General features: G+C 49.2%; 15 protein-coding genes. 6 read left to right on the top strand and 9 right to left on the bottom strand.

Going from position 1 to position 22477, the window contains the following annotated elements; all coding sequences use genetic code 11:
• The first annotated feature begins 162 nt into the window (after positions 1-162).
• A complete protein-coding gene (locus tag W04_RS09420; RefSeq protein ID WP_053910751.1) occupies positions 163-837 on the top strand; it encodes a cation transporter in 675 nt (224 codons plus the stop codon).
• 568 nt (positions 838-1405) lie between these two features.
• Here the strand turns inward: W04_RS09420 and W04_RS09415 are convergent.
• Both W04_RS09415 and W04_RS09410 read right to left on the bottom strand, forming a co-directional pair.
• Entirely contained in the window at positions 1406-3400 is a 1995-nt protein-coding gene (locus tag W04_RS09415) for an alpha-amylase family protein (RefSeq protein ID WP_053910650.1), read from the bottom strand.
• Between the two features lie 119 nt (positions 3401-3519).
• A complete protein-coding gene (locus W04_RS09410; protein ID WP_053910649.1) occupies positions 3520-4215 on the bottom strand; it encodes a tRNA1(Val) (adenine(37)-N6)-methyltransferase in 696 nt (231 codons plus the stop codon).
• Between the two features lie 68 nt (positions 4216-4283).
• Here W04_RS09410 and srmB point away from each other — a divergent pair, with 68 nt between their 5' ends.
• Positions 4284-5519 (top strand): ATP-dependent RNA helicase SrmB, encoded by a 1236-nt coding sequence (gene srmB / locus W04_RS09405; RefSeq protein WP_053910750.1) that lies wholly within the window; start codon positions 4284-4286, stop codon positions 5517-5519.
• Between the two features lie 36 nt (positions 5520-5555).
• On the opposite strand, the gene W04_RS09400 is transcribed toward srmB, so the two are convergent.
• Positions 5556-7025, bottom strand: coding sequence for an alkaline phosphatase D family protein (locus tag W04_RS09400; protein WP_053910648.1), 1470 nt, complete (start codon positions 7023-7025; stop codon positions 5556-5558).
• Between the two features lie 105 nt (positions 7026-7130).
• Positions 7131-10007 (bottom strand): pitrilysin family protein, encoded by a 2877-nt coding sequence (locus tag W04_RS09395; RefSeq protein ID WP_053910647.1) that lies wholly within the window; start codon positions 10005-10007, stop codon positions 7131-7133.
• Between the two features lie 260 nt (positions 10008-10267).
• On the opposite strand from W04_RS09395, the gene W04_RS09390 reads away from it, so the two are divergent.
• Entirely contained in the window at positions 10268-11224 is a 957-nt protein-coding gene (locus W04_RS09390; protein WP_053910646.1) for a methylenetetrahydrofolate reductase, read from the top strand.
• Between the two features lie 102 nt (positions 11225-11326).
• On the opposite strand, the gene W04_RS09385 is transcribed toward W04_RS09390, so the two are convergent.
• From W04_RS09385 to purL, 4 genes are all read right to left on the bottom strand, one after another.
• Positions 11327-11647: a YdbL family protein gene (locus tag W04_RS09385; protein WP_022944727.1), complete on the bottom strand. Its 321-nt coding sequence runs from the start codon at positions 11645-11647 to the stop codon at positions 11327-11329.
• Between the two features lie 8 nt (positions 11648-11655).
• Positions 11656-11841, bottom strand: a complete 186-nt coding sequence (locus W04_RS09380; RefSeq protein WP_022944728.1) for a YnbE family lipoprotein — start codon at positions 11839-11841, stop codon at positions 11656-11658.
• A 4-nt stretch (positions 11842-11845) separates the two neighbouring features.
• Positions 11846-14293, bottom strand: coding sequence for a YdbH domain-containing protein (locus tag W04_RS09375; RefSeq protein WP_053910645.1), 2448 nt, complete (start codon positions 14291-14293; stop codon positions 11846-11848).
• Between the two features lie 137 nt (positions 14294-14430).
• Complete coding sequence (gene purL, locus W04_RS09370) at positions 14431-18315, bottom strand: phosphoribosylformylglycinamidine synthase (protein ID WP_053910644.1); 3885 nt, start codon at positions 18313-18315, stop codon at positions 14431-14433.
• Between the two features lie 139 nt (positions 18316-18454).
• Here purL and mltF point away from each other — a divergent pair, with 139 nt between their 5' ends.
• Entirely contained in the window at positions 18455-19915 is a 1461-nt protein-coding gene (gene mltF, locus W04_RS09365) for a membrane-bound lytic murein transglycosylase MltF (RefSeq protein ID WP_082342200.1), read from the top strand.
• A 65-nt stretch (positions 19916-19980) separates the two neighbouring features.
• Positions 19981-20151, top strand: coding sequence for a hypothetical protein (locus W04_RS18970; RefSeq protein ID WP_022944732.1), 171 nt, complete (start codon positions 19981-19983; stop codon positions 20149-20151).
• Here W04_RS18970 and tadA read toward each other — a convergent pair.
• Positions 20148-20657: a tRNA adenosine(34) deaminase TadA gene (tadA, locus tag W04_RS09360; RefSeq protein WP_053910643.1), complete on the bottom strand. Its 510-nt coding sequence runs from the start codon at positions 20655-20657 to the stop codon at positions 20148-20150. The genes W04_RS18970 and tadA overlap by 4 nt on opposite strands.
• Positions 20658-20908: 251 nt before the next feature.
• Between tadA and W04_RS09355 the strand changes: the two genes are divergently transcribed.
• Entirely contained in the window at positions 20909-22213 is a 1305-nt protein-coding gene (locus tag W04_RS09355; protein ID WP_022944734.1) for an inosine/guanosine kinase, read from the top strand.
• Positions 22214-22477 lie beyond the last annotated feature (264 nt).

Raw genomic sequence — 22477 nt, 5'->3', positions numbered from 1 at the left:
CGTGCCGCAGATATCTTGCTGGTTTTATTTACCATAGCAAGTTTATGCCTTCTCAGCGACGTAAATATCGTCGCTCAGCGGCTTTGGAAGTGAGTTCTATGACATTACACTGGCAGCAAGTTGTTAATTGCTATTGAACACATTCCCATTGTGAGATGGTTTATGATGTCTCCTTTAAATACTCAGAAGCTATTGCTGTTTTCTTGCATAAGCGCGCTTTTACTAGCCTTATTAGGCCTCATTTTGGGTCTATGGTTAGACTCCTTGGTGATTTTATTTGACGGTGCTTACTCCCTTGTCAGTGTGTTATTAACGGCTATCTCACTGCTTACCGCCGCATATCTAAATTCGCCAAGCTCTCAACGACGTGCCTTACTAAGTCAGCGCTTACCCGCCATTGTTATTGCTTTTAAGGGGTTTGTTATCGCACTGATGTGCAGTGTGTCTTTTATCTCAGCCCTGCTGGCTATGATGGATGGTGGTCGCACTATCAATACTGCGGCCGCACTGTTATTTGGTGTCATCAACCTGCTTGCTTGTATAGGTGCTTACACAGTGATTAAAGCCCGAGCTAGTGCATCTGCTTTGGTAATAGCTGAAACCAAGCAATGGTTTATGGATGCGGTGATTAGCGCTGCGGTTATCGCCGGATTTTTCATCGCAGCCCTACTCACCTATTTCGATTTAAGTGTGTATGCGGCCTACGCCGACCCCATTATGGTGATTGTTGCCTCCGTCTACTTTATTGTTGTGCCTGTAAAAATGATGCTAGCAGCGCTTAAGCAATTACAAACCTGCCCAGTGCAGCGTAGTTACTGTAGCTGTGAGTTGGATTAAATGGACAATTAACTAGGCAAGAAATTGCGGTAATAAAAGTCTTACGAAGCTTTTGCTATCTAGATTCATCTTTGGGAGTGTGGTGTTATCATGGAGGAATGGGCCATAAACCCGTAGACAAGGTTTTAAAATTGAGAAGGATGCTCTAAATGTCGATAACATGCCTAAACTGTGGACACAAAATATCTCTCGCATGGTTTGAGCTATCTTCTCATTCCACCAAGTACAGGTGCGTGAAGTGCAAATCGCTTCATGAGTTTACTCAAAGAAGAAAATACACATCGGCTATTTCAGTCCTCTTGATGCTCGCTTTAGAAAGAGCGCTGAGTGATTTCTTTACCTTGGATGTGTTAAGAGTGGCGTTAGTATTGCTACTCTCACTAGGTGTTTCATTATTGCTCCCCGGCTTATATAAGTTATCGAAAGAGTAACCTTCGCACATGCCGATTGAACTCAAAACCTTAGGGCTACAATTTCACCTTAGTACATAAGGTTAAAAAATGGTCTTTAACCTATCGACTAACCCAAGTCAGGATGATTTAGCCGCTCCTGACTTGGGTAATAAAGGCTAAAAACTTTGTATGAGTGCGGTATCGCTATTGAATTCAAAGGTGTTTATTTTGCCACATTGTGCAAAATGATTTGCGCTCGCATAAGGGCTATTCGGCTGATTAATATCTCCCTCCCAGCCTTGGCCATTGCGCACAAAGGCTTTAATTTCAAACCAGCCATTCACCGCGCGGCTGCAATCCATCTCAACATCCAGCATCCAATAATGCGGCCCCCACGTATTAAGCGTTGTCACCCCATAACCATCAACACTCACGGTGCGCTCAGTGCCCCAGTCGCTGGGCCAAAGGTCGGTGGTCCAGTCGGTCGCACTGCCGGGAGCCTCACTGCTTTGCCCCGCCTCAGTACCATACCAATCAAGGTAGTTATCATTGATTTTCCACGGCGCTGTGGTGGTGTTACGTAGGTTGTTGTGACGAATAGGCATGGCACATTGGTAATTACTTGTTTGGCAATCGCGCCCTTGTGTGGTGTTGGCATAGTGGTGGTCAATGCCGCCGCGTAGAAATAGATCCTCGCCGCTTGCGGTGGGTGCGTTGATAAAGATCACCGTGCGCTGCCAGTCACCGTCATCAACGGCAGGTAATTTGGCTTGATGATGAATAGCCATCGCATCCCAAGGGGCCACATCAAGGTTAATAGTGCCATCGGGTTGTACGGTAATGACCTCAGCGCTACAGCGACTGCCATCTTCACTCAGCGCACCTTTCAGTACATTGCAATAGCGCCCTGGAGCCATGTCGGTGGCGATCGTCGCCTGCAACGCGAACTCTTCCTTGTTAATGGCCACATGCCCGGCATCCGCCCGGCCAAAGGCTATTTGGTTATTGCCATTATCCCACCACTGCGTCACTTGCCAGTGCTCGGTGGTGTTATTGCGAAAATCCACGCCACCGGCGATATAAGACCACCGGTGTTCGCACTGCCAGTTGCTGCCAAAGCATTCTAACTCGCCGTTATTATGCACCGGCACACTGGGCCCACCGGCATCGGTATCGCCGTGATAGTCATAACTCGACATCACCTTAGGGTAACCATAGGGATAGGCAAGCATAAATACGTTCGCTAAATCATATAAACGGCCATCGGCATAGGTGATCACATTACCGCCCCCACCGTGACCACGTTGGTTGTCGTGATTATCGACGAACACCACTGCTGAGGAGCTTGGCATAAACCCCCACCCTTCACCAAAATTGCTCAACCAGGCGAGTTTGCCATTGCGAAAGGTGTTGCCAAGCTCGGTGCTGTATTTAAATTCGGTGACCAAGCCTGTGGCCAGATATTCCGAAGCGCTGACAGCCTCACCGCCTTGATCAATCACCTCTTGGAATACCACTGGGTTGCCTACCACCTTGCTCATTAAGCTGGCAATATCATCTGCTGCAACATGTTTCGCAGCATCAAAACGAAACCCTTTCACCCCTAGGCTTTGCAGTGAGTTAATGTAATTGGCTAAGGTGTTTTGCACATACTCGGCATCGGTGTCTAGGTCCGCGAGGCCCACCAATTCACAATGCTGCACGCGCCAACGGTCATTGCCATAATCTTCAGGATTGATAGCGCAGCTAGTATGGAAGTCTTGTGGGCTGTAATCTGGGAAATATTTATCTCCATAGCTGTGTCCTGCCGTGCCAACACCACTGCCCGCCGCCATGTGATTAATCAGGGTATCAACATAGATATCTACGCCGGCCTCGCCACAACGCTGAACCATATCAATGAACTCGCTGCGATTGCCACCGCGACTGGTGAGCTCATAACTGACCGGTTGGTAGCGAGTCCACCATTGGCTGCCTTGGATATGCTCATTGGGCGGTGACACCTGCACGGCAGCGTAGCCTTTGGGGCCTAAGAACTGCTCACATTCTTGAGCAATATCTGACCAATTCCATTCAAACAAGTGAACAAAGGTGGTCGGGGCGGCATAACTTGTCGCCGGGATTGCAAGACCTAACGAGAGGCTCGCAGCGAGGAGGGTTTTAGTTGTCATAGTGTGTCTCATTTTCGTTATTAGCCTGAAGCTTGATTTACAAAAACTTAACACTAGACTGAGTGCATCACTGTGGCAATTGAATACGTATTCATTACAGAGACAAAGGCACTGAAAAATCAAAAACGCAGGTAAAAATCCTGACACAATGCGCGATACTCGCCGCTGTAATCATCGCCTTGATGGATCACCAACTCGCTATAATGGCAATCACTTTGCTGCCAACTCCACTGCATTAAACAGCGCGTTACGGCTTTAGTGGCGGTGGTTTTCACTCGACAACAACGGCGTAAATATCCCCCTTGTTGCAGCACCAATTGATTTAATTGCTCGGCGCCAGATAGTGGCAAAATCACCGCCAACTCAGTCTGGCTGTGGCTGGCTCGCTGCCACACACCCAGTAGTTCACTAAAAGGTAAACTATCGGTATGACGCGCCAACGTGCGTTTGTCGCTTCCGGCTTTAAGGGCATTATCGAAATACGGTGGATTACTGATCACTAAATCAACCGCTTGCTCGGGCGTGAAGGTATTGGCATCACAGCGGCTTATAGCCACCTCAGACCAAGGGCTCGCAGCAACATTAAGCTGCGCTTGAGTGCAAGCATCCGGTTCAATATCAATGCCGTGCACCCACGCGTCGGGCGCCCGCTGCTTAGCCATTAACGCCAGTAGCCCTGTGCCCGTGCCCACATCCAATATACGCCGCGCCTGGCTGACATCGGCCCACACACCGAGCAAGATGCCATCGGTTGAGACCTTCATGGCGACGTTGTCTTGTGCGATGGAGAAGCGTTTAAAGTTAAATCCTGCCACTTTTGCCCTTTGTGTTTGTGTATGTGCCACGTATAATTAACGCAATTGTCCTTCATTTTGACTCCTTTATGCAATTTGCCGATTTTGATCTTGATGCCGCGCTTTTAAAAGCCATTGATGCCATGGGCTTTAGCAAAGCCACCAGCATCCAACAGCTCGCCATCCCAGAGGCCCTTGATGGTCGCGACGTACTTGCGGGTGCACCAACGGGCACAGGGAAAACGGCAGCGTTCTTGATCCCTGCAATTCAATACTTACTCGACCACCCGCGTCGTAACCCAGGTTTCGCTCGCGTGCTGATCATGGCACCAACGCGCGAACTTGCTTACCAAGTCCATGAGCAGTGTGAAAATCTCGCAGCCCACACGCATCTGAAAATTGGCGTGGTGACCGGGGGCATCAACTACGGCAGTCATAAAGAAATCTTTGAAAAGAACAACGATGTGCTGATTGCCACTCCTGGGCGATTAATGGAGTATTTGGATACCGAAAACTTCCATGCCGAGGATGTGGAAATGTTGATCCTCGATGAAGCCGATCGCATGCTAGATATGGGCTTTCGCAAAGAAATGCTGCGCATCTGTGAGGAAGCCAAAAACCGACGCCAATGTCTGCTATTTTCGGCCACCTTGGAAGGCGAAGCAGTAGAAAAGTTCTCCGAGCGAATCCTTAATGAGCCCGCTAAACTTGAAGCTTCACCCTCGCGTCGCGAGCGCGGCAAGATCTTACAATGGGTTCACTTGGCCGATGATTACGAGCACAAGTTGGCACTACTGACCCATCTATTGAAACAAAGTGATGTGGAAAAGGCCGTGGTGTTTGTGAAAACCCGCGAGCGTTTAGAAAAGTTAGTGGGCGAGCTTTATACTAATGATATAAAAACCACATGGCTACGTGGCGAGATGCCACAGGATAAACGCATGGCAGCCATGGCTAGCTTTCACAGTGGTCGCACTAATATTTTGGTGGCCACAGATGTCGCCGCACGCGGCATTGATGTCAGCGATATCAGCCATGTCATCAACTTTGATATGCCACGCACGGCCGATGTATACGTGCACCGCATTGGCCGCACGGCCCGTGCAGGTAAAAAAGGCACCGCTATTTCCTTGGTTGAGGCCCATGATGTGGCCATGGTTGGCAAAATAGAGCGTTATACCGATCAAGTACTGAAACGGCGCAAAATAAAGGGCTTAGAGCCACAACATAAAGAGCCTAAGTTGCCACCGAAAAAGAAAAAAGATCCGGCCAAGATCAAAGCCAAGCGCAAAAAAGCCAAGGCTAAAATCAAAGCCAAAAAGTAGTTAAAAAAGGCCTCCCTAAAGAGGCCTTTTTACTCTCTAGTTAATGGGATAACTCGGCTTATCTTTGCCTTCAATGAGCCAGTTGACCCATAGTTTGCCGTCATCACCTTGGCACATGGACACAAAATTACGAGCGCGAATGTACTTTGCTGAGCCAAATGGGCGCAGCATGGAAGCCGTAATTTGCTCCCCTTCATCAATGTATTCCAAATCGTCATTGGTGATCGCACAAATCCCGAGCCACTGCATAAAGGTCGGCGCCGGGTGCACAATCCCCGAGGACACCACTTGGTGAATTTTCACCGCGCCTTGAGATTGTGGCGCCCTGATCACTCCCAGAGCCCCCACATGCACATCCCCCGACAGCAACACAGTTTTGCCTTGACGTTGCTTGGCATTATCAATGAGTCGCATAATTAAACGAGCGCGCTCCCCTTCATGCTCTTTTGCCCGCCAATGATCTTTTAAATCATCAGTCAGCTCTTCTTGCCAAGGGGTGGCATCAACCGCACGCTCAGCGAAAGAGAAATCACGATAGACCACAGGCACCGCAGTCATCACCAACAAATCTCCTTGTTGGCATTGGCTATCGAGGTAATCGGTCACATGGGCCCAACAAGTATCCGACATCACCTGGCTTAAACTGCGCTCAGAGCGGTTATCCAGGGCCAAAATATGGTAATCGCGAAATCTCAGCGCAAATGAAAAGTCACAACCTTGTTCACCGGCAAATAAACTGTGGTTATCGCTGCCGCGCAATTGCAACAAAGTGAACACCTCACGGGCCGCCTCATAGATACACTGATACACGGGGCAACTCTGCAAATCATCAGGGTAACTCCCCCAGCCATCGAAAATATCGTGATCATCCCACATCATTAACGATGGCACTGAAGCCAGCATCGCCGCCATTGGCGCTTTATTCCAGCGAGCCAAATAAAGTTGGCTATAAAATCGCGTCACTTGGTTGCGCATCTCTTTGCTAACTTGGCGCGTTATTTTCTGCTCTTTATCAAGTTCATTCCAACGCTGTAATGTGGGGACTTGAGACCATATGGAGTCGGCGTAAACCTGATCGCCTCCCATTAACAGCAGCGAAAATGGCGCCTGTTGGTGTTGTGCATGCATTTCACGCCATAAGTAGTAAGGTTTTTCTGTGGCATTCATCATCTTATAATCGGAAAAGCCATTACATGAGGCATAGGCCAGGCGCGGCTTTTCTCCCTGCTCAGGCACGTAAAATGTCCACAGCTTTTGGCCTTGTTGGTCTGCGGCGTCCTCGCCGTGAATAGCAATGCGGTAATCCAAGTAACCTGAGGTGTCAAGTTCGATACGGGCTTTCCATACCTTCCCCGCACTGAGGGAACCGATTTCAACCGCCTCTAGGTTCTGCCCACCCAATACAACATGACATTGCTGCACATTGTTATCGGTCACAAAGACAAAGGTATACAGGGTATCTGATTCAAGGCCAAGAATAGGCCCCAATAATAGCTTGGCTGACATTATGTCCCTCCATGGCATACAAATGAGTTGTCGCTCATTACCATAGCAGAAACACAGCAATAAAAAAGCCGCTCATCAACAGCGGCTTTTCGTGCAGATTAATGCTTATTCAAAGACGGTGTCGACCGCCAACACCTCTATATTCTCAGCGGGAATACGCAAAGGATAGCTTTGAATTTGCTTGTCTTCGTCAAGCAGCGATTGCGGTTTCTCAGTGTTGTACTGCAGCGGTGATTCCTGCTCCGAGGCTAGTCGTTGCTGCATATCGGCGCCATCTCCAGTAACAAACACATAGTGCATATTGTCGCTTTGTAGATTCTCACTGATCACCCGATTTACATCTTCGACGCTTAGGCTACTGAGCTGCTCACGCACATAGTCGACAAAGTTATCGGTGTCGTAAAAGCGACTATCTAGGGCATAGCCTAGCTGTCGGTCTTGGCTGGCTACCAGTTGCGGCACATAGTTACTTAAGAAGTTTCGCGTTGCTTCAAAGTCCGCTTCGCTCATGCCATTGGCAATGAGTTTATCGAGCTCGAATAAAGCGGTGCGAGTAGCAAAGTGAGCATCGTTATTTGAGCGCAGCGGCCTTAACCATACCTGGAAGATTTGCTCAGAACGTCCTAGGTTGGCATCTGGTTTAGTTTGGAACATACCACGAGGGAAGTACTCGATGTAGGCATAGTCGCCATAGTTCATCCCCCTAACCTGACGAATACGCTGGAATAACTGGGCGTTCGAGTTACGGTGCTCACCTAAGTATGAACGCACTAACCATAATGCTGTCCAGTCTTTATGCGATCGCGTGGTATCAATAGGGAAGCCAAACGACACTGCCGTTGATTTTGCCGACTTTTCGACAATAGTCGCGTAACGCCCATCAAGCGCTGGAGCGTCAGGCACATTAAGGCGGCGTTGCTCACCTTTTGGTAAGCCCTGTAGGTCCGTTAACAGCTGCGTTTTCAGCTTTTGTGGCATGGCTCCAGTAATACCCAAGTGCAGTTTACTTTGGGTCAGCTGTTGCTGATAAAAGGCCCGCACATCCGCTAAGGTAATATTTTCCAGATCAGATAAGTCGCCGTAATTATAACTTTCATAGGGGTGACCTTGATACAGCTTGCTATACAGTACCTCCTTGCCCAGCTCCTCATCGTTAGACGCTTTTAAGCCCGATTTAATGCTATCGATAAGCTCCTTTTGCAGCCGCTGGAAGTCGTCTTCGCGAAACCCAGGGTTTAGCAATTGCTCGCTCACCAAGGCATACCATTTGTCAGCATTGTCTTTATGAATACGACCACGAAACGACATCATTTCCTTATCAATTTGATAGCTAAAGCTCCCCGCCATGGGATATAAAGCCTTTTGAATATCTTTATAGCTTTGTGACTCACTGCCGCCTTTGGCAATCATTGCCGCAGTCAGTGCCGCCAGACCTTTTTTGCCCTCTGGGTCGGCAGCCGCGCCGGTGTAGAATAACCAGTTAACATCCACCAGCGGCGAACTATTCGTGTTATCGAGCACGGTGAAATGGCGCTCGGTAGGCTTATTTTGATGCTCAGCGACTAAAGCATCAAGGCGCACCTCGTTGGCAAAGCCTGCGACCGACTCACTAGCCGACATCGTCACCGTGGTGCGGTTATTATCGACAAAGTACTTATTCGCCATGGTGCGAATATCTTCGGCACTAATATTATCGGCGGTGGCATACAAGGTGTTGATCACCTCAGGGTCACGCTCGAAATGCATGTACCGCGCAAGGGTTGAAGCGATGCTTTGTGATGAATCTAAGCTGTTAATAAAGCTGTACTTTTGGTGCGATTTCAAGGCTTGTAGCCGGCTTTCATCGACCAACTCTGTACGTGCCTTGGCATAAGTGCGGTTGATAGCATCGCGCACGGTAGTGAGGTGCTGCTCATCATCCACCTTCACAAACACATGCATCAAGCCTGGGTCTTTGGTTTCCGGGTTGTAGGTGAACATTTGGCTGGCAATTTGTTTATCAACAACCAGCTCCTGATACAAATCTGAGTTCTCAGAAAAGTATAGTTGTGAGAGCAAATCAAGCGCCGCGCGGTCTTTTTTCTGCGGCTGCCATGCTGCACCTTTGTATGACACTAATAACCAGTGTCCGGGTAGCCCTTCGTATTGCTCATGCACATAACGAGGCGCCTGCTGTTGCGGTTCAACAGGAATATCGGCTTGATAATCCCCTTGCTGCCAATTGCCCCAGTGCTTTTTCACCATCGCGATGGTCGCTTGCGGGTCAACATCACCGACAATTACCAAAGAGACATATTCCGGCTTATAAAAGCGCTCGAAAAAGGTTTGCCCGTATTCACTTTGATCTGGCATGGCTTCAATGTCGGCAAAAAAGCCCATGGTGGTGTGTTTATAGGTATGCTTATCAAAGGCCTCATTACGCACCGCCGCTAGTAACTTACGGATAGGACTGGCGTTATTCTTTAAGTATTCGCCTTTGACGGTCAGCGCTTCGGTGCGGAATTGCTCTTCACTGTAACTCAAGTTTTGGAAGATATCCGCTTCAATTTCTAGCACCTTATCAAGGTGCTCTTTGGAGAAGTTAAGGTGATAATTGGTGTAATCGTTCGTGGTGTAGGCGCGATTATCGACCCCGGAGTTTTTCAAGATATCTGCATATACGTGTGCAGGAAATTTCTCAGAGCCTTTGAACATCATGTGTTCAAAGAAGTGTGCAAAGCCGGTTTTTCCTGGTTCCACCTCATTGCGTGAGCCTACAGACACCGGGATTTGTAATGACACTACATCGGGGTAGTCTGTTTTCACCACCATGACTCGCAGACCATTATCAAGCTCTTCAAGTACATAGTCCTGAGAGAACACTGCTTGTGACTGTGACGCGGCCTCAGCAGCCGTTGGGGTGCTGGTCGTCGTTTGCGTGCTTTGGCAACCGCCAAGAGTGAGCGCGAAAGCGACACCTGTCGCTAATAGAGAGAGTTTCATCTTCAACCTTGATGTTTTGTTGTTTTTTAGCTTCCTCATTATGCAATAAATCACATCGCAAACGCACCTTAGGGGCATCACTTTGCTGTAAACAAATATGTCAGCCACGACATAATGGGTATAACGTTCGGATCATGCTGAATAACGGTTTAACTTGAAGCAAATTCACTCGAGTTGAGTAAGTTTCATTATAAAAAGCCATTTAGACGTCTAAATGGCTGTTATAGTTATTTCATTGTCAATTGCTGGGAATGAGAACCATGGCTTTATCACTGCGAGAAAAAATAGAGGACCCCCGTCAGGGCGTGTATTTAATTGGCACTACGCCACCTAAAGCAGATACTGATGAAGTTGCCATGCGCGCAATTGCCGAAAAGCTGCTTGGCCGTTTACACGAAATTGAATATGACGGTGTGGTGGTTTATGACATTCAGGACGAGAGCAGTCGCATCAGTACGCCGCGCCCCTTCCCATTCAAACACACCATTGACCCACGTGATTATGGCCAGTTATTGCGGCGCTTATCACGCGCCGATGTGATCACCTATAAAAGTGTGGCTCAGCGCAATCAGGATGAATTTAATCAATGGCTTGATAGCACCGCCAATGACCATGATTTAAATAACTTAGTCTTAGTCGGAAGTCCGTCGTCACAAGGGGATATCAAGCTAAGCTTAAATGATGCCTACACCCAGATTGCCGCTCATCACCAAGACTTCTTTTTAGGTGGCGTGACCATTGCTGAGCGCCACGCTAATAAGCGCAATGAACATGAGCGCTTGCTGACCAAAACGGCGCAAGGGTGTCAGTTTTTTATCTCTCAGGCGGTTTACGATGCGCAAGCGACCATTGATCTAATCACCAGTTATGCCCGCAGCTGCCGCCAGCAAGGGCTCTCGCCACAGCGTATTATTCTGACCTTCACCCCTTGTGGCGGTGAAAAAACGCTGGATTTTATGCAGTGGTTGGGGATTTCCGTACCAGAGGCAACTAAGTGGCGCATGCTTGATGCCGAAAACACCTTGAGTGAGTCGGTGCGCATCTGCCGCGAAAACTTAGATTTGATCTTACGTAGCTGCGCCCATCTGGATGTGCCGCTGGGGTTGAATATCGAGTCACTAACGAACCGTAAACAGGAAATCGATGCATCCATCAACCTGTATCGTTTGCTCAAAGCCACCATGGAGCTGAGCTTGGCAGAACGACAAATCGCCTAGTTTACCTTTCTTTTGCCCGCCCAGTGCTATACCTACTGATAGCGCTGGGCATTTTGAGCGGCAAAAAGTGCAGCGTGCTACTGCGCTGTGCTCACCCTAGTGTTACTTTTTGCGCCACTGGCCGTCGACTTTAACCATATGCCCTGCGGTCGTTTTTTCGATAGCTTTGGCGCCTGCTAACGCCTCCACTTGGCTCAAACTGATACCATTTTTCTTCGCCAATGATAAATACTTGGCTTTACGCTTAGCGTTAATCTCGGCAATTAGCTTTTGCGCCTCACTGTTATTTTGTACTAAGGCTAAATAGCCGTTGCTGGTTTCGCCGACGATACCTTGCGCCTTAGCTTGGTCTAAAGTTAGCGCCCAGGCACTGAAGGCCAACATGGCGGCACTGACTAACATACTCCATTTAACTAGTTTCATAACCCCTCCTAGAAAAGCTCGCTGTCATCGCTGAATAATTCGTCGAGTTCTTTATCCACTTTGACGCGGATCTCATGATCGACTTTGACATTTAGGTTGATGGTGATTGGCTCTTTACTCTCTACCTCAACCTTATGGGTGCATCCCATTAAAGTTAACATAGCGACCACCGCCACCAGCGATAGTTTGCTCATTCGCTTACTCCTTCGCTTGATACTCTTGCTCCACTTTCTTAGTGATTTCATCACTTAAGCGCAGCGCCTTAAATAGGGTATAGATATTTTCTTGATGATTATAGTTAAAATTTACAGCTTGCTGGTGCTCGGGGTTTTCCCCTTTTAATTGCATCGCCATGGTTAACCAACCATCGGTTTTTAAATCAACATCGGCGTTGATGCTGTTGATATCTATGTTTTCCAACATGCCCAACATCGGCCCAAGCTCTGCCTGCTGTGCTTTCACCGCATCGAAGGCGGCGTTATCTTTAATCGTCAATTTACCCGGAGCTTGCGAATAAATACGGCCATTTTCGACACTGACTCCCTGCTCCTCTAACCGTATTGGTAGTTTTGCTGCCAATACCCCTGTGATCTCAATGCCCTGCTGTGGCTCTAGCGCCAGTAGGCTTTGGGCATTAATTTGTGCTACCTCAACTAAGGTGGGAGCACGGCGCTTCGTTAGTCCCGTCACATAAAGTTTATCCAGCGACAAAGTGCCACCTAACACCTCGGCCTGCACCTCTTTGAGGTAGGCATCTTGGTCATAACCCCAGAGCCCTTGCACCTGTGACAACACCGGTCCAGCGCGTAGTTGGGAAATAGTAAAGCTAGTATCATCGAGCTGAAGTTGCCCTGAATTCCACTGTCCTTGCGGCGACGTACTGATATTTTCAGCTAAGTAACTCTGATAAAGCACGCTGGCGTCGTCCACCTCTAGCTGCCATTGCATGCGCTGAAGACGGGCATCCCCGTGTAATTGAGCGCTGAGTGTGCCAGCGGTCAGTGACAACTCGGGGGCCAATTGACTGGCAATGGCTTGCAATGAAGGCAAAGGCGTCGGCGGCAATACCACGGTGATAGGAAAAGCCGTTTCTTGCCAACTGTGCTTAACCAAAGCTTGCGCCTGCTGCCATGAGATAAGGTGCTCACCATCAATGCTGCGAGCAATATCAACTCGACTATCGACACTGAGCTCACTTAATCTCAGCTGCGCAGAATCTAGTTGCCCAATACGGCTTTGCACCTCAACCTGAGCGCTGCGCCGCCCTGCCCCCAGGTCAGCCTGTACCTGATAATTTTGCTCGACATCAAGGAGTTTAATATCAGCACTCGCCGCAACAGCTGCAACGGTCTCCAAGCGCGCTGAAATCGAGTTATCTGCGCTGATAGTGGCATCAACAGTAACCGCTACCTGTTCGCCAGAATAAGGCGTCATTGTTAACTGTGCGGTTTTCAGTTGCCCATGCAGCGCAGTAGCCCCAGCAAAGTTATGGTCGAACTCGCCAGTGGCACTTACGGGGGCAACATGCACGTTTTCACCCACCGGCGCGGCTACTTGACCTTTAAAGGCGCCGCTAATGCGCTGCTCAGTTGCCTGCCCCGAAACACTAAGCCGCCCTAACGACTGGGTTTCTAGCTGTAAAGCATAATCGGCAGCCACCTGTGCTGTGCGCCAATTGGCACGCGGCGCCTCTAAGCGAACACCCACTTTAGTCTGTTCGCTGTTATGCGTAAGCAGCACTTGCGCGAGCTCCACCTCGCTTTTATCTATACTCACCCTTGGCTCGGCCAACGTTAGCTGCCATGACCCCTCGAGCAGCTCTGGGAAATAGGGTTTTAGGCTGGCTTGATAGTCACATTGAGCCTGCGCTCGCAAGTGCGTTGTCAGTGCACTGGTGTCTAAGCTAAAGCGACGCATATTCTTGGAGCGCACCTCGATGCGGCCCTGGCTACTCACCTGCACCGGGCAAGGCGTATGTTGCCAAGTAGCTTGGCTGGCAATAGTGATCTGGTTATCGATGCGGTTTCCGTAATAGCGCCCTTGTACTTGTAGCTCCGGCAATGCCCACTGAGAGATATTAAAGCGCATGAGTGATGGCTCCGCCACAGCCATAAGCCGGGCTCTTAAGGCTTGATTGGCATGCAGTTCATAATCGATATGCTGCGAGGTTATGGCGATATCACCGGCTATATCACCATTTAACACCCACTGATTGAGTTGCGGCTCACTTACCGTCATACGCACAGGCGCAGTGGCATAAGGCGTGTACACGAAAAGGGATTCAACAGTTACCAACGGACGACTGTCTGTCAGCGGCAAATTAAGCGCCTGAGGTTTACCAGTATCACTGGATGATTGAGTTTGTTGCTTAGCCAGAGTTAGGGCTGCTTTTTCAATATCGATGTGCTGCGGTGTGATTCGCGCCTGCTCAATAACAAGCCGATGCTGGCGATAACCTACACATAACTTATTGACTGTGATTGTGGTCAGCCCGCTCCCCCATTGCCAATCAGCACAGGTTAACTCTGCTTCATCGGCATCAAGGTACTGTTTTGCTACCATAAAGGTGAGCTCAATGCGAAATAAGTAGGCGGTAGCTAGAGTGAGCCCTATCACTGCTAATCCAATCAACAGCTTGCGCAGCATAGTTTTCCTTAAAGCGGCAAATGGTAGGTGATCATTTTAAAAGTTTCTCATGAAGCGAAGCTGATTGGAACACATCAATAAGAGCCACAAAAAAGGCTGCCAAGGCAGCCTTTTTAGATTAGATAAGCACTAGATAGTTAGCCAATGTGCTTGCGCGCGTTGCGGAACATACGCATCCATGGGCTGTCTTCTTGCCACTCATCTGGGTGCCATGAGTTCGCTACCGCGCGGAATACCCGCTCTGGGTGTGGCATCATCACGGTGGCACGACCATCTGTAGAGGTCATACCCGAGATTGCCTGTGGTGAACCATTGGGGTTCGCCGGGTATTGCATGGTTGGGTTACCGTAGTTATCTACGTATTTCACCGCCACAGTCCCGGAGTTCACTGCTGTTTGAATAGCCGCTTCATTAGCAAATTCGGCACGGCCTTCACCGTGTGACACCGCAATTGGCATACGTGAACCCGCCATACCGCTGAAGAACACCGATGGGCTGTCTTGTACTTCGACCAAGGTTGCGCGCGCTTCAAAACGCTCGCTTTGGTTGGTCACAAAACGTGGCCAATGCTCCGTGCCTGGGATCAGCTCGCGCAATGTTGATAGCATCTGACAGCCATTACACACACCCAAGCTGAAGGTATCTTGACGCTCGAAGAAGCCTTGGAACTGCTCGCGTGCCATGTCATTAAATAGAATGGACTTCGCCCAGCCTTCACCGGCCCCGAGTACGTCACCATATGAGAAGCCACCGCACGCCACAAGGCCTTTGAATTGCTCTAGCGTTAAGCGCCCCTCTAGAATATCACTCATGTGTACGTCAACAGCGGCAAAGCCTGCACGGTTAAATGCCGCCGCCATCTCAACGTGTGAGTTAACGCCTTGCTCACGCAAGATAGCCATTTGTGGCTTAGCGCCAGTGGCAATATAAGGCGCGGCGACATCTTCATTAATGTCGAAGCTCAGCTTCACGTTAAGACCTGGGTCATTGGCATCAGCTTTGGCATCATGCTCTTGGCGAGCACAGGCTGGGTTATCACGCAGAGACTGCATTTGATAAGTGGTTTCCGCCCACGCTAAACGCAGCTCGGTACGGCTATTATCCACGATTGCATGACCACCACGGTTAATAATCAGCTGATCAGCATCGTTCAAGGTACCAATTTCATGGCTTAATGCCGCCAGGCCGTTCTCGGCAAGGATGGCCTTCACCGCGTCTAGGTCATCATTGCGAACCTGAATAACGGCACCCAACTCTTCGTTGAATAGAACCTCTAAATCAGACCCCGCTAACGCGTCTAGCTCTAGCGTTACGCCAGTGTGACCCGCGAAGGCCATCTCAGCAGCAGTTACGAATAAACCACCGTCAGAGCGGTCATGGTAAGCCAGTAGTTTTTCTTCGCTTATCAGCGCTTGCATTGCCTCGAAGAAGCCTTTTAATAGCTCAGGGCTATCAACATCTGGAGTTTTGTCACCCAGTTGCTTGTATACCTGCGCCAAGCTTGATGCCCCCATACGGTTTTGGCCAGCCCCCAAGTCGATAAGTAAGAGCGTTGAATCGCCCTTATCGGTGCGCAGCTGTGGCGTGACCGTTTTACGAATGTCTTCAACACGACCAAACGCAGTGATAACCAAAGACAGCGGCGCGGTCACGGCCTTGTCTTCACCATTATCTTGCCATGTGGTCTTCATTGACATTGAGTCTTTGCCTACCGGGATGGTTAAGCCCAAGGCTGGACACAGCTCTTCACCCACGGCCTTAACCGCTTCATATAAACCGGCGTCTTCACCGGGGTGCCCGGCTGCCGCCATCCAGTTTGCTGACAGCTTAATGTTATTCAATGAGCCAATATCAGCACAGGCAATATTGGTCAGTGACTCTGCGACCGCTAAACGCGCTGAAGCACCATAATTAAGCAGTGCCGCAGGTGTACGTTCACCCATAGACATCGCCTCACCATGATAGGTGTCGTACGCAGCAGCTGTCACGGCACAGTTGGCCACCGGCACCTGCCAAGGGCCAACCATTTGGTCACGGGCAACCAAACCGGTTACGGAGCGGTCGCCAATGGTGATTAAGAAGGTTTTTTCAGCAACTGCTGGCAAGCGCAGTAGTCGTTGCACCGCGTCTTGTACGGTAATAGCGCTGGTATTAAGCGCTTCACCCTGAGCCTGCTTGGTGCTGACATCACGGTGCATTTTCGGCGCTTTACCCAATAACACATCAAGCGGCAGATCCACTGGGTTATTGTTGAAGTGCGAGTCAGAAACCCGTAAGTGACGTTCTTCGGTCGCAGTACCGATAACTGCGTACTCGGCGCGCTCACGTTGACATATTTGCTCAAAGCGAGCGAAGTTTTCTTCTGCTACCGCCAGCACGTAACGCTCTTGGGATTCATTACACCAAATCTCATGCGGCGCCATACCGGGCTCATCGTTTGGCACGTTCCGCAATTCAAAATCGCCCCCTCGGCCGCCATCATCCACTAATTCAGGGAAGGCATTTGACAAGCCACCGGCGCCCACATCGTGGATAAAAGCAATCGGGTTGTCATCGCCTAGCTGCCAACATTTATCGATGACTTCTTGACAGCGACGTTCCATTTCTGGGTTTTCACGTTGTACCGAAGCAAAGTCGAGATCTTCATTGGACTGTCCTGACGCCATAGACGAAGCCGCTCCGCCTCCCAAGCCAATATTCATTGCCGGGCCGCCCAACACAATAAGCTTCGCGCCTACCGGGATCTCGCCTTTTTGTACATGATCAGTGCGAATGTTACCTAAACCACCGGCAATCATAATAGGCTTGTGATAACCGCGCACTTCCTCGCCATTGTGGCTCTTAACTCGCTCTTCATAGGTACGGAAGTAACCCAGTAGGTTTGGACGACCAAACTCATTGTTAAACGCGGCGCCGCCTAGCGGGCCATCAATCATGATATCCAGCGCTTCAACAATGCGCCCTGGTTTACCGTATTCGCTCTCCCATGGTTGTTCAAAACCTGGAATGCGTAGGTTAGATACGCTAAAGCCTACCAAACCAGCTTTTGGCTTAGAGCCTCGGCCTGTAGCACCTTCATCACGGATTTCACCGCCCGAGCCCGTTGATGCCCCGGAGAATGGCGAAATCGCGGTTGGGTGGTTGTGGGTTTCAACCTTCATCAAAATTTCGATGTTTTCTTGGTGATAAGTGTATTCACCACTGAAATCAGGGAAGAAACGACCGGCCACTGAGCCTTTCATCACCGCTGCATTGTCTTTGTATGCAGATAATACGTTGACGCTATTTTGCTCGAAGGTGTTTTTGATCATTTTGAACAGCGACTTGGGCTGCTCTGTGCCGTCAATGGTCCAATCTGCATTAAAGATTTTGTGACGGCAATGCTCTGAGTTCGCCTGCGCGAACATAAACAATTCAATGTCGTTCGGGTTACGGCCGAGTTTCTGGAAGTTCTCTACCAGATAATCAATCTCGTCGTCTGCAAGGGCAAAGCCTTGTTCAACATTCGCTTTAGCTAGCGCCTCACGGCCTCCGCCAAGGATGTCCACCGATGACATGGCTCGCGGCTCATCGGTACGAAACAGTTTCGCGGCATCATCCATATCGCGGTGCGTTGCTTCGGTCATGCGGTCGTGTAACAAGGCAGCCACGTCATTAAGCTGGCAAACACTCAAATCACCTTCAACATAATAGGCGATGCCGCGCTCGATACGATGTACCTGAGTTAATCCACAATTGTGAGCAATGTCGGTGGCCTTAGACGCCCATGGCGAAATTGTGCCTGGACGCGGGGTAACTAAAATAAGTGTCCCTTGGGGCTCATGTTCAGGAATATGCGGCCCATAAGTAAGCAGCTTTTCCAGCTTGCTGTGCTCGTCAGAATTCAGTGCTGCTGTGACATCAGCAAAGTGCATAAATTCGGCGTAGACGTTAGTTACAGGAAGGTTGGCTTGCTTACATTGAGTAAGCACTTTTTGAACACGAAAATCGGAAAGTGCTGGCGCACCACGCAGGATTAACATAGGTAATATCATCCGGGGTTAAGGATTGAACGACAGTTGCCGCGCATTATACTTAATTTCGTTAAAAATGCGAGTTAAAGGACCGCTGGCAAGGACGATTGTCCGCTATTGAAGGGAAACCTTATAAGCCTCACTTTCTATGGCTAAAGTAGAGGTGACGCCAAGCCTTGGTTTTGTTATAAGTGGTGGTATCGGGGTAAAGGGGCAAGCCGTGAGATTCGTTTGGTTAATTGTGAGTATCTGGGTGCTCGTAGGCTGCAGTGAGCCGCAAAAACCTAGCCAATTAGAGCGTATTCATCAAAGCAACACGTTGCGCGTGGGCACCCTGGCCGGTGCCAGCAATTATTACCAAGCCCCTCAAGGGGAGCAAGGGTTTGAATACGAACTTGCCCAAGATTTTGCTAACTACCTAGGTGTAGAGCTAGATATCGTGCCGTTCTTTAGCCTTAACGATATGTTTCAGCGCCTTGATAATGGCTCATTAGACCTGGTCGCATCGGGCATTGGCTACACCCCAAGCCGTGCCGAACTGTACCGTTTTGGCCCCAGTTACCGCACTATTAGTCAAAAGCTGGTTTACAAACAAGGTCGAGTACGGCCGCGCGACTTTGATGACTTAGAGGGCAACTTAACGGTACTGGCCCGCAGCAGCCACTCGCAAACTCTACATCGTTATAAAAAACAGTACCCTCAACTGAGTTGGAGTGAAACCGACGAAATGGATGAAGCAGAGTTACTGCAAGCCATTATCGACGGCGATATCGACTACACCATTGCCGACTCCCACGCCTTGGCACTGTTTCGCCGTTACCACCCGAACCTGAGCATTGGCTTTTCCGTGACCCGCAATGACCCAATTGGCTGGGTACTGCGCCAAGATAACGACGACTCACTTTATGCCTTGGTTGTGGAATTTTTCGGTGAGGCAAAAGCGAACAAGCGTCTTTACGCCTTGGAAGAGAAATACTTTGGCCACGTACGCCAGTTTAACTATGTTAACACCCTGGCATTTATTGAGGCCGTTGCCGATACCTTACCGACTTATATGCCTTGGTTTAAGCAGTATGCACAAGAGTTAGACTGGCGCTTACTGGCTGCTCTTAGTTATCAAGAGTCAATGTGGGACCCCTTGGCAAAATCACCCACTGGGGTACGCGGTATTATGATGCTGACTTTACCAACGGCAAAACAGGTGGGCGTTACCAGTCGACTCAAACCAGAGCAGAATATTCGCGGCGGTGCCGAGTACTTACGTTATCTTATTGAACGCATACCTGATCGTATTGCCCAACCTGACCGTACTTGGTTTGCCTTAGCGTCATATAATGTCGGCTGGGGCCATGTAAATGATGCGCGGATCCTAACCGAACGTGCCGGTGACGATAAAGACAAGTGGGCCGATGTGAAAAAATACCTACCGCTGTTGATCAAGAAACGCTATTATCGTACAACTAAATACGGTTATGCGCGCGGAGACGTTGCGGTAACTTACGTAGACAATATTCGGCGCTACTACGACACCCTAGTATGGTTAGATGAAAACGATGCTTTGGTGGCCAACAACGCTAGCGCCAAGGAAGAATCGGCCGGAACGCCATAAAACTGTCATTTAATCGTGTTTTCATTGGCAGCTCTCCCCTCTCACACTTTCAAGGAGAATACACTATGCTAAAACGCCGTAGAACGCATCGCTTTAAGCGAAATGTACTATTTTCATCGACTAATCGTCGTCGAGTAACCCGTAAAAATACCCACAATAAGATTTTGTGGCGTCGCCGCTTGTTTGCTATGCAACAAATGGAAGAACTAGAAAAGCAACGCTTGGCGGAGGCCTAACCCCCTTCCCCCTGGCGTTGCTGACGCGCCTTTTTTCTCTCCTTATGCTCTTGCCGACGTCGCTTAAAAAACGCAGATAACTTAGTTGCACACTGCTGCTCAAGCACCCCTTTGGTGACTTCAACTTGATGATTAAGCCGAGGCTCCTGCACTAGGTTCATAATAGACCCCGCAGAACCCGTTTTTAAATCATTGGCACCAAAGACTAGCCGCGCAATGCGACTATGAACGAGTAAACCAGCACACATTGAGCATGGCTCCAGCGTGACGTACAAAGTGCAGTCAATAAGCCGATAGTTATTAAGGGCCACTCCAGCTGCACGCACCGCCATCATTTCAGCATGGGCCGACGGGTCGTTAAGGGTGATCGATTGATTCCAGCCCTCGGCAATTAGCTCACCATCTTTGACTAGTACAGCACCGACTGGGATCTCACCGAGTTGCTCGGCCTTATCGGCACAGGCTAAGGCTTTCGCCATCCAGTATTCGTCATTTAGCTCGGTCATAGGGTATCTTTTAACTACTTAGGAACAGCAATTATACCAAGCAATATCGGCAAGTGCGCGGCGAATCCTCTCGCTAACATCAGCAAATTCTCGACTATGCTTTACACTCATTATTAGAATTTTCTGAGTCTAGTATTAACACATTCTCACTATTTAGCGGATTTTATGGTTCGTACCATAGCCTGCACACCCAAAATTAAGCTATAATTCGCCGCTTTTTTTGTTCTATGGACACCGAAAACGGGTAAGTCATGAAGTTTCCTGGTCGCCGAAGACATAAACATTATTTCCCGGTGGAAGATAAAGATCCACTTACTAATCAAATCAACCCCGAATCGCGGTTGAAGCGCAGCTACATTGTAGGCATAGATCAGATCGTGGTGGATATTGAAGCCAAGGTCGATCAGGCATTCTTAGATGAATTCGGGCTGCAGCGTGGCATGTCACAGGTTATTGACAGTGACGTTACCAATGCCCTCTATGATCGGCTCAAGCTCAACGATATGGTTGATTACGAGTTTGCTGGCGGTACCGTAGGCAATACCATGCACAACTACTCAGTGCTGGCTGATGATCGTTCGGTGCTACTTGGCGTAATGAGCGAAAATATCAAAATTGGTAGTTATGCCTATCGCTTTTTATGTAACACCTCAAGCCGTGTAGACCTTAATTATCTGCAACCTGTAGATGGCCCCATAGGCCGTTGCTTTACACTGATTGATGAAAGTGGCGAACGTACCTTCGCCATTAGCGCAGGGTTAATGAATCACTTACGCCCTGAGTCCATAGATAAGAACCTGATCCAAGAATCATCTGCTTTGGTGATTAGTGCCTACCTTATGCGTACGCAAGGCAACGAAACAATGACCGAAGCCACTATGCAAGCGGTAAAGTACGCAAACGAAGCCGGGGTACCTGTGGTGCTGACGCTCGGCACCAAGTTTCTTATTGAGCAAGACCCTACATGGTGGGCCAACTTTGTAAATGATCATGTTGATATTCTTGCTATGAACGAAGAAGAAGGCCTAGCCATTACCGGTTTTGAAGATCCACTATTAGCGGCAGACAAAGCTCTAGAATGGGTCGACTTTGTGATTTGTACCGCCGGTGAAAAAGGTATGTTTATGGCCGGCTATGTTGATGATCAGCATAAACGCGCCACTGAGTACCCACTCCTTCCAGGTGCAATCGCTGACTTTAACCGTTATGAGTTTTCACGTGCCATGCGCAAGCAAGATTGCCAACAGCCTGTGCGTGCTTATAGCCATACCGCCCCATTTATGGGTGGGCCAGATAGCATTAAGAACACCAATGGCGCCGGTGATTGCGCGCTAGCTGCTGTACTGCATGATATTAGCGCTAATGAGTACCACAAGTTAAATGTGCCAAACTCAGCCAAGCATGGTCAGCAAGCGATCACTTACTCTTCTTTAGCTCAGATCAGTAAGTATGCGAACCGTGCAAGTTATGAAGTGCTAGTGCAACATTCACCACGTTTAACCCGGGGTCTACCGGAGCGCGAGGATTGCCTAGAGCAAGCCTATTGGGAACAGTAACCCTCCTATTGTTTTAACCAAGAAAGCCGCTTTTTAGCGGTTTTTTTATGCCCGTAAATCGATGTCTATACAATGTAGGTCAGGCTCGAGATTTGCAGGCCAGGGTTCTACCCTGACAAAGGTGCTGTGTTGTGGGTCAGGGTTTATCCTGACTGGGGTATGCAAGGCTAAAAGCCTTGCCTACAGGTGTGGTGATCGATGGTGCTGTGTTGTGGGTCAGGATTTATCCTGACTAAGGTGATGCAAGGCTCAAGCCTGGCCTAC

The sequence above is a fragment of the Pseudoalteromonas sp. SW0106-04 genome (genome assembly GCF_001293805.1).
Lineage (GTDB): Bacteria > Pseudomonadota > Gammaproteobacteria > Enterobacterales > Alteromonadaceae > Pseudoalteromonas > Pseudoalteromonas ruthenica.
Note: the sequence above shows the minus strand (reverse complement) of the source record. Positions and strands in the feature narration are given on the sequence as shown.

Bases quoted from the DNA above. Each gene is read 5' to 3' on its own strand.
- W04_RS09385 (WP_022944727.1), bottom strand. From the start codon at position 11,647: ATGAAACTAGTTAAATGGAGTATGTTAGTCAGTGCCGCCATGTTGGCC.
- srmB (WP_053910750.1), top strand. From the start codon at position 4,284: ATGCAATTTGCCGATTTTGATCTTGATGCCGCGCTTTTAAAAGCCATT.
- W04_RS09380 (WP_022944728.1), bottom strand. From the start codon at position 11,841: ATGAGCAAACTATCGCTGGTGGCGGTGGTCGCTATGTTAACTTTAATG.
- W04_RS09415 (WP_053910650.1), bottom strand. From the start codon at position 3,400: ATGACAACTAAAACCCTCCTCGCTGCGAGCCTCTCGTTAGGTCTTGCA.
- W04_RS18970 (WP_022944732.1), top strand. From the start codon at position 19,981: ATGCTAAAACGCCGTAGAACGCATCGCTTTAAGCGAAATGTACTATTT.
- purL (WP_053910644.1), bottom strand. From the start codon at position 18,315: ATGTTAATCCTGCGTGGTGCGCCAGCACTTTCCGATTTTCGTGTTCAA.
- W04_RS09355 (WP_022944734.1), top strand. From the start codon at position 20,909: ATGAAGTTTCCTGGTCGCCGAAGACATAAACATTATTTCCCGGTGGAA.
- W04_RS09375 (WP_053910645.1), bottom strand. From the start codon at position 14,293: ATGCTGCGCAAGCTGTTGATTGGATTAGCAGTGATAGGGCTCACTCTA.
- mltF (WP_082342200.1), top strand. From the start codon at position 18,455: ATGGCTAAAGTAGAGGTGACGCCAAGCCTTGGTTTTGTTATAAGTGGT.
- W04_RS09390 (WP_053910646.1), top strand. From the start codon at position 10,268: ATGGCTTTATCACTGCGAGAAAAAATAGAGGACCCCCGTCAGGGCGTG.
- tadA (WP_053910643.1), bottom strand. From the start codon at position 20,657: ATGACCGAGCTAAATGACGAATACTGGATGGCGAAAGCCTTAGCCTGT.
- W04_RS09420 (WP_053910751.1), top strand. From the start codon at position 163: ATGATGTCTCCTTTAAATACTCAGAAGCTATTGCTGTTTTCTTGCATA.
- W04_RS09395 (WP_053910647.1), bottom strand. From the start codon at position 10,007: ATGAAACTCTCTCTATTAGCGACAGGTGTCGCTTTCGCGCTCACTCTT.
- W04_RS09400 (WP_053910648.1), bottom strand. From the start codon at position 7,025: ATGTCAGCCAAGCTATTATTGGGGCCTATTCTTGGCCTTGAATCAGAT.